This window comes from Mesorhizobium sp. WSM4809, assembly GCF_055811655.1.
On record NZ_JBVVQW010000012.1, the window covers coordinates 140895 to 154857 of the forward strand.

The window sequence follows — 13963 nt, forward strand, 5'->3', positions numbered from 1 at the left end:
GCCCTTACGACTGCGCCGCAAACAGGCCGCTTGGCCTGAAAGCGAGGATCAGGGCCATGACTATGTAGATCAGCATGGAGGCAAGTGAGGCACCGATCAGCCCGGCCTGTGCCGTCGGCATCATCAACGCCAGCGCCTTGGGCAGGAGGAAGCGGCCCATCGTGTCGACGAGGCCGACGAGGATGGCACCGAACAGCGCGCCCTTGATCGAGCCGATGCCGCCGATGACGATGACCACGAAGGCGAGGATGAGTGCTGGCTCGCCCATGCCGACCTGCACCGATTGCAGCGCACCGACCAGCGCGCCGGCAAGGCCGGCAAGGGCAGCACCTAGCGCGAAGACAACAGTGTAGAGCGTGCGGATGTCGACGCCGAGGGCTGCGATCATCTCGCGGTCGGATTCGCCGGCGCGGATGCGCATGCCGAGACGGGTGCGCGAGATCAGCAGATAGAGCCCCACAGCAACGGCGATGCCGACGCCGATAATGGCGAGGCGGTAGAGCTGGTACTGGCCACCGCCGGGCAGGGGCACCGCGCCTTGCAGCAGCGGTGGGATGTCGAGATAAAGCGGAAACGAGCCAGACAGCCAGCGCGTGCCTTCCGAAAAGATCAGGATCAGCGCAAACGTCGCCAGCACCTGGTCAAGATGGTCGCGCTCATAAAGCCTGCGGATGACAACGATCTCCATGACCGCACCGGCGGCTGCCGCAGCGATCAGGCTCGCCACCAGACCGATCCAGAACGAACCAGTGGCGGCGGCGACCGTGGCACAGGCAAAGGCGCCGACCATGTAGAGCGAGCCATGGGCGAGGTTGATCAGGCCCATGACTCCGAAGATCAGCGTCAGGCCGGCGGCCATGAGGAACAGCATCACTCCGAGCTGCAGCCCGTTGAGAAGTTGTTCGATCAGAAGGGCGATGGACAAATGAAAGATCCGGACTGTGGTTCAAGGCGGGGAATGCCGAAGCAAGCCGCTGCAAGATACGGCGATGCGGCCTCGCCGCGGCCCCGGCCCCGTCGATGACGAGGCCGGCACTTTAGCAAAGCGGATGCAGCCTTGGGCTACATCTTGCACTGGTCGGCATAGGCGTCCTTGTGGTGTTCGAAGGCGGTGGCGATGATCTTGTTGGTCAAGACATCGCCTTCCTTTACCACCTCACGGACGTAGATGTTCTGGACCGGATGATTGTTGGTGTTGAAGGTGAACTCGCCGCGCACCGACTTGAAATCGGCTGCCTTGAGGGCCGCGCGGAACGCGTCCTTGTCCTTAACACTGGCCTTGGACAGCGCGGACAGGATCAGGTTCGCCGTATCCCAGCTCTGGGCGGCGTAGATTGAGGGCAGGCGATTGTATTCGGCCTTGAAGGCCTCGACGAACTGCTTGTTGGCTTCGTTGTCGAGGTCCCTGGACCAGCTCGCCGAGTTCTTGACGCCGAGGGCTGCGTCGCCAACCGCGGGCAAAATGTCCTGGTCGAAGGAGAAGCCAGGACCCATGACCGGGATGTTCACGCCCGACTGGGCGTACTGCTTCATGAAGGAAATGCCCATGCCGCCAGGCAGGAAGAAGAACACCGAGTCGGCACCGGAATCGCGGATCTGGGCGATCTCGGCGGCGTAGTCGGCCTGGCCGATCTGGGTGTAGGCCTCGCCTGCCAGCTCGCCCTTGTAGTAGCGCTTGAAGCCGGTCAGCGAATCCTTGCCAGCCGGGTAGTTGGGCGCGAGGATGAAGGTCTTCTTGTAGTCCTTGTTGGCGTACTGACCCATCGCCTCATGGAAATTGTCGTTCTGGTAGGCGACGTTGAAATAGTTCTTGTTGCACTTGGCGCCGGCAAGCGCCGACGGGCCGGCATTGGGCGACAGATAGATGACGTCCTGCGCCACCGCGTTGGGCACCACCGCCATCGCCAGGTTCGACCAGATGATACCGGTGAGCAGGTCGACCTTGTCGCTCTGGATCATCTTTTCGGCGAGCTGCACCGCGATCTCGGGCTTCTGGGCATCGTCTTCGATGACCAGCTCGACATCTTTGTTGCCGGACTGTTTCATCGCCAGCGTAAAGGCATCGCGCATGTCGACGCCGAGACCCGCACCGCCGCCCGAAAGCGTGGTGATGACGCCGATCTTGACGGGTTCGGCATAGGCAAGGCCAGATGTGGCCAGCGACAAAGCGAACATGCTGGATGCCAGGATATTCTTCATTTTTCTCTCCTTCCCAGTGTTTTCAATATAGATAAAATAGCTTTAGAGCCGGGTGCGAACTTTCCAGAGTTCAGTGAACAGTTCAACCTCCAGCATCTCTTCAGACACGAAGCGCCCGACGTGCCGCCGGTGCTGCGTTTCATGCCGATGATGCGTTCGACTGTGGTGACATGATTGAAGCGCCAGCGCCCGGCCATTGCCGATCGGCGCGGTGTGGTCACCCAGACCCTTTTCGACCAGACGTCGGTCAGTTCGACACCGGCATTAAGGTATTCGGGGTAGTCGAAGCCATCGAGCAGGAAGTTCGGCCACTGTTCCTCGGGCGGAAGGTTGTCGCGCGTGAAAGTGTCGATATGCGCTGACGGTCCAAGCATTCTGCGGCTGTCCCCTAGATGCTCGTTGCCACGGTCTTGTCGCCGTGCGTGTGTTTGAATACGCAACTTGCCGGGAGGCTTTGCGCCGACGCCGGGCTGGTCATCCGCATATGCGGCAGCACCCGGCGCGATCGAATATGCGACCGGCATTTGGCACAGCGAGACCTCCCACGCTCTCGACTGACGATTGAGAGTTGCACCAGACCAAATTTATTTCAAGCCTAAACTTTTTACCCTGCCCGAGCGTTGGTGCACAAATGCGGCATGTTCGCCATCTTCGGCAAGCTCTTTGGAAAACACCGTTTTTCGCCGAACGTCTCGCCGTCGAAAACCTGGGAAGGCCCGATCGGCGGACTGGTGTCGGCGAGCCTGCTGGGCGCGTTGTTGTCATTCGTCACGCCCTTTTCGCCGCTACAGGCAGCGGGCGTGGCCTTCGTCGCCTGCTCGATGGGATTTCTTGGCGGGTTGGTCGCCTCGGCCATCAAGCGCGACCAGGGCGTCAAGGACTGGGGCCATCTGATCGAAGGCCATGGCGGCATGATGGACCGCACCGACAGCCTGGTCTTCGCTGCCCCGGTGTTCTTTCACCTCGTGCGCTATTTCTGGACGGTGTGATCCGGCGCCCAGTTGCCCACCGCACTCACAGCCGGTTGCGGATGAGCATGGTGACGACGAAGAACGCGCCGACCGAGCTGGTGATGATGCCGATCGGCAGTTCCTGCGGCGGCAGCAGCGTTCGGGCCAGAAGATCGCTGGCCAGCAACAGCACCGCGCCGAAGACGGCACAGCTGGCAACCAGGCGCAGATGCAAGGGACCCGCCAGCGGCCGCGACAGATGCGGGATCATCAGCCCGACGAAGCCGATGACGCCGGCGACCGAGACCAGGATCGCCGTCGAGAAGGCGGCGACGAGAAAGGTCATCCGGCGCATCCGCGCCACCGGCACGCCCAGGCTTTCGGCGGCGTTTTCGCCGGCCAGGAAGGCATCGAGCCGGCGGTGGTTCCATAGCGCGTAAGCCAGAATGGTGCCCGCACCCAGCGCGCCCAGCCAGATATTATCCCAGCGCGCCAGGCCGAGCCCACCCATGGTCCAGAACAGCACGGAGTGGGCGGCGCGCTGATCGCCGGCAAAGACAAGATAGTTGGTCAAGGCGGTGAACATGAAGGACACGGCAAGGCCGGCAAGGATCAGCCGCTCCGGGCCTTGCCCCCTCACCCGCGCAACCAGCAGCAGGACGACACCGGCAGCCAATATGCCGCCGGTGAAGGCCGCGACCGGCAATGTCCAGATGCCGAAACTGTCTCCGAAAACGGTGATGACGGAAACGGCACCGGCGGCGGCGCCCGACGACAGGCCGAACAGGAACGGATCGGCAAGGTCGTTGCGGGTCACCGTCTGCAGCAGCGCACCGACGACGCCGAGACCGGCCCCGACGCAGATGGCCAGGACCGTGCGCGGCAGCCGCAGGTCGACGACGATCTTGCCTACCGGCCCGGCCACGTCGTGCCCGCTGAAGCCAATCGCACGGCCAAGCGAGGCAACGACGTCGGCCAACGGGATCAACGTCGAGCCATAGGCGATCGACAGCAAAGCAAGAGCGGCGATCGCCGCCGCCCCTACCAGCATGGCCAGCGCGAATGCCGGATGGCGCAAACCTGGAAATGCGTCGTGTCTGTCAGGACGCGTGCGACGCACTTCCAGGATCTTTTGCTCATGCATGTCGTTGCCCCAAAACCGCTGCGCACTTTTGGGCGACAGGCATCAAAACGCTTCCGGATGCATGGCCTTGGCGATTTTGTCGATCGCTTCGATATTGGCGGGTCCGGGCGTCAGCTCGGCATAGCGCAGGGCGACGAAGCGCTCGTTCTTGACCGCGTCCGTTTCTTTCATCGCCGGGTGGGACTTCAGGAAATCAAGCAGTTTCCTGTAGCCGCCGCCGTCCTGGTAATCGAGCAGGATGAGGAATTGCGGATTGCGCGACGCCACCGTTTCCCAGTCCGTGTTGCCCCAGCTGGTGTCCATGTCGGCCATGATGTTGTCGCCGCCGGCGGCTGATATCATGGCGCTGGGGATGGCGAACTTGCCTGCGGTGAAGGGCTTGTCCTCGCCGGAATCATAGAGAAACACTCGCGTTGCCTTGCCGTTGCCGACCTTGGCGGTGATGTCGGCGAGCCGCGTCTTCCAGCCGGCAACAAGCTTCTCCGCCTCGGCCTCCTTGCCGAAGATCTTGCCCAGCTTTTCGACGTCGCCATAGAGCAGGTCCATCGAGGCGGCTGGACGGCTCTTGTCGAGATGCACGCAGCTTTCCGTCAGCACCAGCGTCTTGATGCCGTGCGGGGCAAGCGTATCGGGTGTCACCTCGCCGCCCGGCTTCATGCCATAATACCAGCCGGCGAAGAAGAAATCCGGCTCGACCGCGACGAGGTTTTCGAGCGTCGGATATTTCGGCGCCAGTTCCGGGATCGAACCCTGCTCGGCCTTGAATTCGGGACCCACCTTGTACCATCCGGTGATGCCGGTCAGGCCGACGATCGACGGCTGCAGTTTCAGCGCGAAAGCCATCTCGGCCATGTTGAGATCCTGGATGACGGCGCGCTTCGGCGGCGCATCGAAGGTCAGCGGCTTGCCGCAGCTGTCGACCGTGACCGGGAAGGCCAGGGCTGTCGAGGCCAGCAGCGAGAAGACAAGCGAAAAGGCCAGGCGTTTCACGGGTTTGCTCCTTGTGGATGGGATTGGGTCGACTACGAAATGGCTTCAATCACGTCGGCGGCGCGGCACGGTTCGGCACATCGAACACCGTCAGTTCGCGGTCTTCGGTCGGATGGCGCAGACGCAGCACATCGATGCCGAAAATCTCGCGGATCAGCTTTTGGGTCAGCGCTTCGCGCGGTGCGGCGAGCGCTTGCAGACGGGCATGGTTCATCACCGCCACCCTGGTGGCGAACGGTGCCACCAGCGCCAGATCGTGCAGCACCGCGATCACCGTCATCTCGAAGCCTGCCACGAGGTCGAGCAGTTCGCCGCGGGCACGCGGGTCGAGATGGTTGGTCGGCTCGTCGAGGAACAGGATTTTTGGCTGCTGGGCGATGGCGCGCGCAAGTTGGGCGCGCTGGCGCTCGCCGCCCGACAGCGAGCCGATGGTGCGGCCAAATAGCGGCAGCAGGCCGGTCCGGCGCAGTGCATCGACGACGATCTCGCGCTCCTCGCTCCTGCGCCGCAGCCCGGCGTGCGGAACCCGGCCAAGCTCGACATAGTCGATCACCGCCAGCCGCGGATCGGGCTGGTCGGTCTGGCCGACCACGGCAATGTGCAGCGCCCGTTCGGCGGCTGAAATCCTGTCCAGGCGGCGCCCGCCGAGCTTCACCTCGCCGGAGCTCGGCCGCAGCATGCCCGACAGCATGCGCAGCAGCGTCGTCTTGCCGGCGCCGTTGGGACCGATGATGGCAAGGCGATCGCCGGCGGCCACCGAGAAGCTGACCGCCTGAACCAGATCCCGCCCATTCGCCGTGACGCAGAGGTCACGGGCTTCGAGAAGCGCTACGGTCATCGGCTGCTGCCCGCCGGCTTGCCGGGACGGCAAAGCGTATATACGACGATGCGATGGATGGAGCCGTCCAACTTTCCGTCACTTTCCAAAACTGGCGACGGAAGGAAGCTGGCGAACCGGCCGACAAGACCGGGATTCGCGTTTCCTCCCGGCACACCCCGTCCGGTCAACTCAGTGATGGCAGGTCTCCTGGCTCACGGGTCGTTGCGCCATCCAGCCTTCCCAGCCTTGCCGGCCAGTGGCATTCACGGATTTTGCTCGCCGCTTACAGTTGCGGGGGCAGCCACGGTCTCGACCTGAGCAGGCCTCACCGCGTTCCCTTTTCACCCCTCGCCTTTCGACTCGGGGACCATCACCGCTTCAGCGTAGATTTGCGCCGATCGCTTCGCAATGGATTTCTCGGACGGAGTGGTGGGCCAGCTAACGGAAACAGGCATCGCATGCTCTCTTTATGTAATAATATAACATACCTAAGAGATGACGCCGGTCGCTGTCAAGCGAAAGCTCATGGGGCGGTTGGCCGGATGGCGACCGGCGTCGGGGCAGATTGCACGGGATGCGCAATTTCGATCAAACTGGCCGTGCCAGGAAACGGCAGGATGATCCGGCCAATGCGAGGAGAAAATGGACCCGACCGAGAAAGCGCTGTGGTTCGTCGAAAGCCATCTGCCGGAGGCGATCTCGCTTGATGATGTCGCGCAAAGCAGCGGCGTGTCGCGTTTTCATGTGACGCGCGCCTTCGGCGCCGCCACCGGCCGGTCGGTGATGGGCTACATGCGCTCACGCCGGCTGACCGAGGCGGCGCGCAAGCTGGCGGGCGGGGCGCCCGACATCCTCGCCGTCGCGCTCGACGCCGGCTACAACTCGCATGAGGCGTTCACCCGCGCCTTCCGCGATCAGTTCGGCACCACGCCGGAACTGGTGCGCGCGCAGGGCACACTCGACAAGCTCGACCTCGTGGAGCCGATCCTGATGGACCAGTCCCTCCTCACCAATCTCGAACCGCCGCGTTTCGAGACCAGCCGGCCGTTCCTGATCGCCGGCCTCGGCGAACGCTACAGCTGCGAAACCAGCGCCGCCATCCCGATGCAGTGGCAGCGCTTCGGCCCCTATATCGGCAACATTCCGGGCGAGACCGGCGACGTCGCCTATGGCGTCTGCGTCAACGGCGACGATGCCGGCAATTTCGACTACATCGCCGGCGTCGAAGTGTCTGACTTCTCCGACCTGCCCAGGGACTTCTACCGGGTGCGGGTGCCGGCGCAGAAATATGCGGTCTTTGCCCACCGCGAACACATCTCGACCATCCGCCGGACGGTCAATACGATCTGGAACAAATGGCTGCCGGCCTCCGGGCATGAGATCGCGGACGCGCCGGAATTCGAACGCTACGGCCCCGAATTCGACCCGCGCAGCGGCAAGGGCGGGCTGGAGATCTGGATACCGGTGAAGGCGTAGTCGGTCAGGCCATCGGCAACGCCGGCCAGCGATCGGCGATCCGGCCGCCGGAAAACACCGCGATCGACCCGAACTGCTGCAGCACGGCTTCACTCTGCGTCGGCCTTAGAAACGCGTAGTCGCCGGGCTTTGCGGTCGCGTCGGCGGGCAAGCCCATGAATTGCTGGTTGGAGGACAGGCCGAGCAGCCCGTTTGCCTTCATGCCTTCTGGGAAGACCGGCTCGGCCATCCACTTGCCGCCATAGAGGTAGCAACCCTTGCGCGGGAACCGGCCGAGCGCCTGCAGCAGGCGGGTGACGGCCGGCGGGCCGGGCAGCATCGGCTCGACCATTTTCAGGATCGGGGCGGCGATGAAGGCCGCCGGCTGGAAGCCGTCGAGACCGGGCGTATCGAAATCGCTGGGCAGCACAAAGGCCGAGCCCATCGAGACCTCATTGGCCGCGCCGCCATGATGAAGCAGCGCGGTCTTGCTGCCGCCGATATTCAGGATGCGGCGCTGGTCGGCGCCGAGACAGGCGACGAATGCCGCAGCCTGCGCCGACGCCTTGGTCAATGCCTTTGCCGGTCCGCCGAAAAGGCCGGGGATGAGCGGCGCATGCGCCTCGTAGGCCATGACGCCTTCGCAATGCAGCCGGGCCGGCAACGCGCTCAACGCCTTCGACAAGGCTGCGGGATCAGCAAAACCGCCGCGATGCAGCCCGACATCGATCTCGAAAGCGATGCGCAGGCCGATGCCGAGTTCGCCAGCGAGGGCGCCATATTCCGCCAGTCTCTCCTCGCTGTCGATCAGCCAGCAGACACGCGACCAGTCGGTATCGGCTTTCACCAGCGCCGCCCTTGCCGCGCCGATCGGCATCGGCTTGCCGTAGAGCAGATCGGCATCCGGGAACGCCTTCAGCACCGCCTCGCTGATCGGCGGGTGGAAGGTCATGAAGCGCTCACTGCCAAGCGCCTTGGCAATATACGCAAGCAGCGGCATGCAGGCGAGCGATTTGTCGACCAGCCGCACGGCCAGGCCGGGATCCACTCTCCCCTTCACCAGGGCAATGTTGCTGTCCAGCCGGTCGCGATCGAGCAGCAGGCAGGGTTGGAAGATGCCGGCTTCCTTCAGCGCATCCGAGAGGGTGGAAAAATAGGTGGTCATCATTCGATGCCGAACAAGCCGGCCATATAGGGCGAGACGAAGCGGTTTTGCGGATCGACGTCGCGGCGCACCGCCATGGCGTCGTCCCAGCGCGGATAGAGCTTTTTCAGATCCGCCGCTTTCAGGCTGTGCATCTTGCCCCAATGCGGCCTGCCGCCATATCTGCGGAAGATCGGCTCTGCCGCCCGCATGAACGGCAGAGGATCGTTCGCTGCATCATGGTGGATGGCGATGGAGCAGGTCAGCCTGTTGTAGAATGGCGAAAGCCAGAACTGGTCCGGCGCGACCGAGCGCACCTCCATCGGGAAATAGACCTCGGGAAAACGCTTCTCAGTCAGCTCGATGATCTCGGCCAGCGCCTTCGGCCCCTCCTCGAACGGCAAATGATATTCCATCTCGTTGAACTTGGTCTGCCGGTCGCTGGCATAGACGTTGAGCCAGTCCTGCACGTAGTCCTCGGCGGGAAATCTGGCGGCCGCCGAACGGATCAGGCGGCCACGCAGCGATGGCAGCCAGGCAAGTGAAGTGCGCAGCCTGCGCAGCGTCCTCAAACCCGCCTCGTCCTCTTCCGGCGGCCGTGCGGTGGGTGCGGCGTCGCTGAAATCGCTGGCGATGAACTGCGCATAGCCGGAGAACGGAATGTAGTAGAATTCGGCCGAGCGATGCGCGGCCATCATCGCCTCGAAGTCGCGCAGCATCTCAGTGATCGGCAGCACATATTTGCGGCGGCGCAACCGGTAGGTCGCGATGTTGTTCAGCGTCACTTCGGTGAGCACGCCGAAAGCGCCGAGCGCGACACCGATGGCATGGATCATGTCCTGATCCCCTGCCTGCTTGAAGTCGCGGACCTTGCCGAGCCCGTCGACGATCTGCACCGTCTCCAGCTGCGTGTGATAGGCGCCGAGCGTCGGTCCGGAGCCGTGCGTGGCGGTGCCCAGCGCGCCGCCGATCGCCTGGCGGTCGATGTCGCCCATGTTGGGCAGGCCCTGGCCAATGCCTTGCAGGATGTGCATCAGCGGGCCGAGCCGGGTCCCTGCCCGCACCCGCGCCTGATGTTTTTGCACGTCTTGCGAGACCAGCCCTTCCAGCCTCTCCAGGGACAGGATCGTGCCCTGCGATTTCACCAGCGGCGTGAAGGAATGACCGGCACCGGCGACGCGCACGGGGCCAGGCGCGGTCCGGACGAGATCACCGAGTTCACCGGCGTCGCCGGGGCTGGCGATCAGCTTGGGCTCGGCGCTTACAAAGCCCGACCAGTTGCTCCAAATGTTTGACATGCCACCTCCCCGCTCAGGCAACCGCACGACGGTGACGCGACACAAGGACGAAGAGACCGAGCAGCGCCACGCTGGCCACCGCGCTGGCGGCGGCGAATTCCGGAACTGGCCGGAAATCCTTGCCATCGATGAGCAGCGACGCCGCGATCGGTCCGATCGCCAGGCCGAAAAGCTGGGCTGCCGGCACCAGCAGCACAGCGGTGCGCGTCTCGTCGGCGGTGATCGCCAGACGGATCTGGTAGGGCACGATGAACAGCAGGATAAAGCCCATGGCCAAGGCAGCGACCCAGAACGTTGTCAGGCCAGGGCTACTGGCAAGAACCAGGGAGCTGACAAGCGCGACGACGCCGATCGCCGCGATGGCAAGGCGATAATCGATGCGCGCCTCGAACACGGTGGCCGTCATAGCACCCAGGACCTGCACGGCGAGGCTGGCCGAGACGATCAGGCCGACGGTGCGGCCATCGATGCCATACTGTGCGCCAAGCGGTTCCAGAAAGGCCCAGACCGCGCCGAAGAACATGAAATAGCAGAAGACCGACAGCAGCGCGGTCGTCGAGGGAAGCGTCAGCACATTGACCAGGTTCTCCTCCTTGGGCAGGTCGGCATAGTCACCGGGAACAGTGAAGGCGACCACCAGCGACGCGACGCAGACGACGGCAAGAACGATGAAGCCGCCCGCCGATCCTGCGGCCGGGATGACATAAAGCGCCAGCAACAAGGCGAGCGCGCATTGCGCCAGCGTCTGCATGGTGACGAAATAGCCGCCGATGCGCTCGGCGCGCCGCGAGCGGGCGTTCAGTTCGGTGGCGATGGCGACCAGACCGCCCTCGGCGAGCCCAGCCAGGGCGCGGGCCGCAATTAGCGTGCTGGCACTCGCGGCATAGGCCGTCCACACATGGGCGAGCGCCAGCAGCAGCAGAAGGACGGCACTTTTCCAGCGCATGTGGTGCGCCGAAAGCAGCATCGCCACGACAGCCGAACCGATGGCAATGGCGATCATCTCGGCTGTGGCGACCAGCGCCAGTTCGTCGCCGCTGACATGGCCCTCAGTGTAAAGGGCGCCGAGCAGCACAGGTTGCAGGCCGAGAATGAGCAGGCCGACCGAACCGATCCACAAGGCCGAGGCGAGCTGCCAGCCGGTCGGATTGCCGACCAGCCAGTCGCCACTGCCTGCGGGGCCGGTATCTGTCGAAGCCAAAGGCGCCTCCCAACGTCCTTGCCGTGCGGCAAAAAAGCTGACAACCTGTCAGTATTTCAGAAACTGATACTTGATCATATTTCTTGTCAACCGGAATTTGGGAAGCCGTGCGAAAGATCGGTGCATGACGGAATTGAAAAGAATGGCGACCGAGCCGAGGCGCAGGCCCAAGCAGGAACGCAGCCGCGAGCGCATCGACGCGATCCTGTCGACGACCATGCGGCTGATCGGGGAAAAGGGTATCGACGCCGTCACCATGAAGGAAGTCGGCATGCTGGCGGGCGGGCCGATCGCCACCGTCTACCACTATTTTCCCAACAAATCGGCGATCCTGGCGATGCTCTATGAGCGGTTTTCAGAGGTCAGCCGGGCACGGCTGACGACGACCATCGCCGATGTCCGCGAGGCGAAGGACGTGATCGTGGCCGCCGACCGGCTGCTTGACGACTATCTCAGCCGCGTCGCCGGCGATCCGGCCATCCAGGATCTGCAGAACGCCATCCAGGCCGACAAGGCGCTCAAGAATCTCGACATCGCCGAAACCCGACATCAAGCCAAAATGTTCTGCGACCATGTCATCGCCCTGCTGGAGCCCGAGAAGCGCGAGCAGTTCGAACGCATGGTCCTCCTGATCTTCCAGCTCGCCGGCGGCGTGGTGCGCCTGGCGCTCGCCGAGGGTGAAGCGGAAAGCCGCCAGACCATCGAGGATTACCGGTCTATCATTCACACGCAGCTGCGACTGTTTCTCTAGGGCGTCCGCGGCGATCTCAGCCGCGCCTATTTCGCCCGATGGATGAGGCCTTCGAAGCCGTGAGTCAGATCGGAAGCGCCGGCCGCGAACATCTTGACGAGGTTTTGCGGACGGCCGGGAGTCTTGTTTGCATCGAGGAGGACGGCCCTGCCCTCATGCATGACGAAATCGAATTTTCCATAGTCAAAGCCGAGTTCACGCCGGCGCTCACGCAATTCGTCGGGCACCGGGACGGACTCGCGCCGGATCGTCTCCGATGCCTTGACCAGCCCGTTCGGGGAGACGTAGCGGGTGCAGCGCTCGCGCTCTCCGCAAAACACCCAGAAACGAACAGCAAAACCGTCGGGTTCTCTCTCCGGAATGAACTTTTCCACGACGAGATCGTCGCAATCAAAGACGCCATCTGGAACGTCGCCGAGAGATCGATGGACCTCATAAGGATGCAAGGCTGGCAAGCGCGGAAACGGCTGCTGTTTCCCGGCGCGCTCGGATCGCCGGTTGAGGAGCGTCTCCGGAATACCCCGATTGTTGAGATTGCTTTTGACGATCACCTGACCTTGCCAGCTGTCGGTTCTGTCGACCAATGCGCCGCTGATCCGCCGCTTGGATATGTCGGCGGCGCCGATGTTGAGGCAGAAGGCAAAACTCCGGGCGTAGTCGACATAGTCCGCGGGCGTCACCGTGGCATCGACATGCAATACCGCCATATCGCCGCTGACCGGCTTCGACAGGCCTTGCTGAACCTGAACCGAGTGGCCGCGCCTTTTCAATTCCGCAAGAATGTCGAACAGCATGTATGGGCTGCTCCTGCGCAACAGGATGTCGCGCCTGCCCAGGAACCTGTCATGCTCGTGCGTTATCACAACGATGCGCGCCACTATCTACCTCTTGGACCGTCTGTAAATTCTTGAAATGTCTTGGCTTGTCCGACGACCTCTATTAAGCCCCGGCGGGTATCCAAATCCAGGCGTCCAAGGGCCAATAAATTGCATGACAAATCATTGGGACGATTACCACCGCCATTGGAAACTTCTGGAAGCGCCGCTCCGGCCAACAGCGGAAACCGTCGCTATATTCGATCGCGAACTTGATCTCGGAAATGCCGATGTCCTCCTCTTGGGGGTGACCCCGGAATTGGCAATTCTGGGCAAGTCGATGTTGGCGGTCGACCAGTCGGCGGCCATGATTTCCGGCGTATGGGCCGGCGATGACGGCTCGCGAAGGGCAATCGCCGGCAACTGGCTTAACCTGCCCGTGGATCACGCAAGCATCGACGCCGTCATCGGCGACGGATGCCTGTCGGCGGTCGATTCCCAGGCGGCGCGCAGTTCGTTGTTTGGCGAGGTTGCCAGGGTGCTGAAGCCTGGCAGGCGCGCAGCGATCCGCGTCTTCGCACGACCGGAAACGGCAGATGATCTGCGCGGCGTCGAAGCTCTGGTTCTGGCCGGCGGGGTCGAGAATTTCCACGCGCTCAAATGGCGGATCGCGATGGCGTCCACGACGAACGACCCCGATTTCGCCATCAAGGTGGCAACGATCCGCGATACGTTCGGCAGACTGTTCCCAGACCGCGAAGCTCTTGCCGCAAGGACGGGGTGGAGCATGAGCTCGATCAACACGATCGACGTCTATGCCAGCTCGGACATAGGCTACAGTTTCGCGACGCTGGCCACGCTGATCGAAGAGGCCGCCAACTGGTTCGGCGAGGTGCGCGTCGTGCCGAGCGGCAGCTATCCGCTGGCCGAACGGTGCCCGCTTCTGGTACTCGGTTCGGCCAGGCACCGGTAAGTTCATCATCATGCCGCCAAGAGGCGCTCCGAGCGCCTTGACTCCGGCGCGCCGCCAGCCTATTTCAGCGCCACGTTAGCACTCGCCTTTGGTGAGTGCTAACCACATGTCCGGCGCCGCCGGATGGAGGAACTGTTTCTCACCGTTCTCATCGAGGAAGAAAAAATGGCAAAGTCGAAGTTCCGCCCGCTTCATGACCGCGTGGTCGTTCGCCGGGTCGAAT

Annotated in this window: 12 protein-coding genes, 3 pseudogenes and 1 riboswitch; of the genes and pseudogenes, 4 read left to right on the plus strand and 11 right to left on the minus strand. The window is 63.2% G+C overall.

Going from position 1 to position 13963, the window contains the following annotated elements; translation table 11 throughout:
- Positions 1 to 4: 4 nt before the first annotated feature.
- The 4 genes and pseudogenes from AC0L24_RS24980 to AC0L24_RS24995 all read right to left on the minus strand — a co-directional run.
- Positions 5 to 925 carry a branched-chain amino acid ABC transporter permease gene (locus AC0L24_RS24980; protein WP_127270515.1) on the minus strand — a complete coding sequence of 307 codons (921 nt, stop codon included), beginning with the start codon at positions 923 to 925 and terminating at the stop codon, positions 5 to 7.
- A 137-nt stretch (positions 926 to 1062) separates the two neighbouring features.
- Entirely contained in the window at positions 1063 to 2199 is a 1137-nt protein-coding gene (locus AC0L24_RS24985) for an ABC transporter substrate-binding protein (RefSeq protein ID WP_127270513.1), read from the minus strand.
- A 42-nt stretch (positions 2200 to 2241) separates the two neighbouring features.
- Positions 2242 to 2387: pseudogene (locus AC0L24_RS24990) on the minus strand (tryptophan 2,3-dioxygenase family protein); the annotation flags it as partial.
- 1 nt (position 2388) lies between these two features.
- A pseudogene (locus AC0L24_RS24995) lies at positions 2389 to 2573 on the minus strand (2-aminobenzoate-CoA ligase); the annotation flags it as partial.
- Between the two features lie 273 nt (positions 2574 to 2846).
- On the opposite strand from AC0L24_RS24995, the pseudogene AC0L24_RS25000 reads away from it, so the two are divergent.
- Positions 2847 to 3188: pseudogene (locus AC0L24_RS25000) on the plus strand (phosphatidate cytidylyltransferase); the annotation flags it as partial.
- 25 nt (positions 3189 to 3213) lie between these two features.
- On the opposite strand, the gene AC0L24_RS25005 reads toward AC0L24_RS25000, so the two are convergent.
- The 3 genes from AC0L24_RS25005 to AC0L24_RS25015 all read right to left on the minus strand — a co-directional run bounded on the left by AC0L24_RS25005 (position 3214) and on the right by AC0L24_RS25015 (position 6121).
- The gene (locus AC0L24_RS25005; RefSeq protein ID WP_473564242.1) at positions 3214 to 4200 is read right to left on the minus strand and encodes a FecCD family ABC transporter permease; all 987 of its coding nucleotides are present in this window, start codon (positions 4198 to 4200) and stop codon (positions 3214 to 3216) included.
- Between the two features lie 135 nt (positions 4201 to 4335).
- A complete protein-coding gene (locus AC0L24_RS25010; protein ID WP_473564231.1) occupies positions 4336 to 5283 on the minus strand; it encodes an ABC transporter substrate-binding protein in 948 nt (315 codons plus the stop codon).
- Between the two features lie 49 nt (positions 5284 to 5332).
- Positions 5333 to 6121, minus strand: coding sequence for an ABC transporter ATP-binding protein (locus tag AC0L24_RS25015; protein WP_127267057.1), 789 nt, complete (start codon positions 6119 to 6121; stop codon positions 5333 to 5335).
- A 162-nt stretch (positions 6122 to 6283) separates the two neighbouring features.
- A riboswitch (cobalamin riboswitch) is annotated at positions 6284 to 6490 on the minus strand.
- A 255-nt stretch (positions 6491 to 6745) separates the two neighbouring features.
- On the opposite strand from AC0L24_RS25015, the gene AC0L24_RS25020 reads away from it, so the two are divergent.
- Complete coding sequence (locus AC0L24_RS25020; protein WP_127331504.1) at positions 6746 to 7579, plus strand: AraC family transcriptional regulator; 834 nt, start codon at positions 6746 to 6748, stop codon at positions 7577 to 7579.
- 4 nt (positions 7580 to 7583) lie between these two features.
- Here the strand turns inward: AC0L24_RS25020 and AC0L24_RS25025 are convergent, their stop codons facing one another.
- Genes AC0L24_RS25025 through AC0L24_RS25035 form a run of 3 tightly spaced genes read right to left on the minus strand, consistent with a single transcriptional unit; the run spans position 7584 to position 11201 of the window.
- Positions 7584 to 8723 carry an alanine racemase gene (locus AC0L24_RS25025; RefSeq protein WP_473564232.1) on the minus strand — a complete coding sequence of 380 codons (1140 nt, stop codon included), beginning with the start codon at positions 8721 to 8723 and terminating at the stop codon, positions 7584 to 7586.
- Positions 8723 to 10000, minus strand: a complete 1278-nt coding sequence (locus AC0L24_RS25030) for a D-arabinono-1,4-lactone oxidase (protein ID WP_473564233.1) — start codon at positions 9998 to 10000, stop codon at positions 8723 to 8725. Before AC0L24_RS25030 ends, AC0L24_RS25025 begins: the two co-directional genes overlap by 1 nt.
- Positions 10001 to 10013: 13 nt before the next feature.
- The gene (locus tag AC0L24_RS25035; RefSeq protein ID WP_473564234.1) at positions 10014 to 11201 is read right to left on the minus strand and encodes an MFS transporter; all 1188 of its coding nucleotides are present in this window, start codon (positions 11199 to 11201) and stop codon (positions 10014 to 10016) included.
- Between the two features lie 124 nt (positions 11202 to 11325).
- On the opposite strand from AC0L24_RS25035, the gene AC0L24_RS25040 reads away from it, so the two are divergent.
- Entirely contained in the window at positions 11326 to 11952 is a 627-nt protein-coding gene (locus tag AC0L24_RS25040) for a TetR/AcrR family transcriptional regulator (RefSeq protein ID WP_473564235.1), read from the plus strand.
- A 26-nt stretch (positions 11953 to 11978) separates the two neighbouring features.
- Here the strand turns inward: AC0L24_RS25040 and AC0L24_RS25045 are convergent, their stop codons facing one another.
- Positions 11979 to 12830 carry a hypothetical protein gene (locus AC0L24_RS25045; RefSeq protein WP_473564236.1) on the minus strand — a complete coding sequence of 284 codons (852 nt, stop codon included), beginning with the start codon at positions 12828 to 12830 and terminating at the stop codon, positions 11979 to 11981.
- Positions 12831 to 12942: 112 nt separating this feature from the next.
- On the opposite strand from AC0L24_RS25045, the gene AC0L24_RS25050 reads away from it, so the two are divergent.
- On the plus strand, positions 12943 to 13740 hold the full coding sequence (locus AC0L24_RS25050) for a class I SAM-dependent methyltransferase (RefSeq protein WP_473564237.1): 798 nt from the start codon (positions 12943 to 12945) through the stop codon (positions 13738 to 13740).
- Positions 13741 to 13963: the final 223 nt, after the last annotated feature.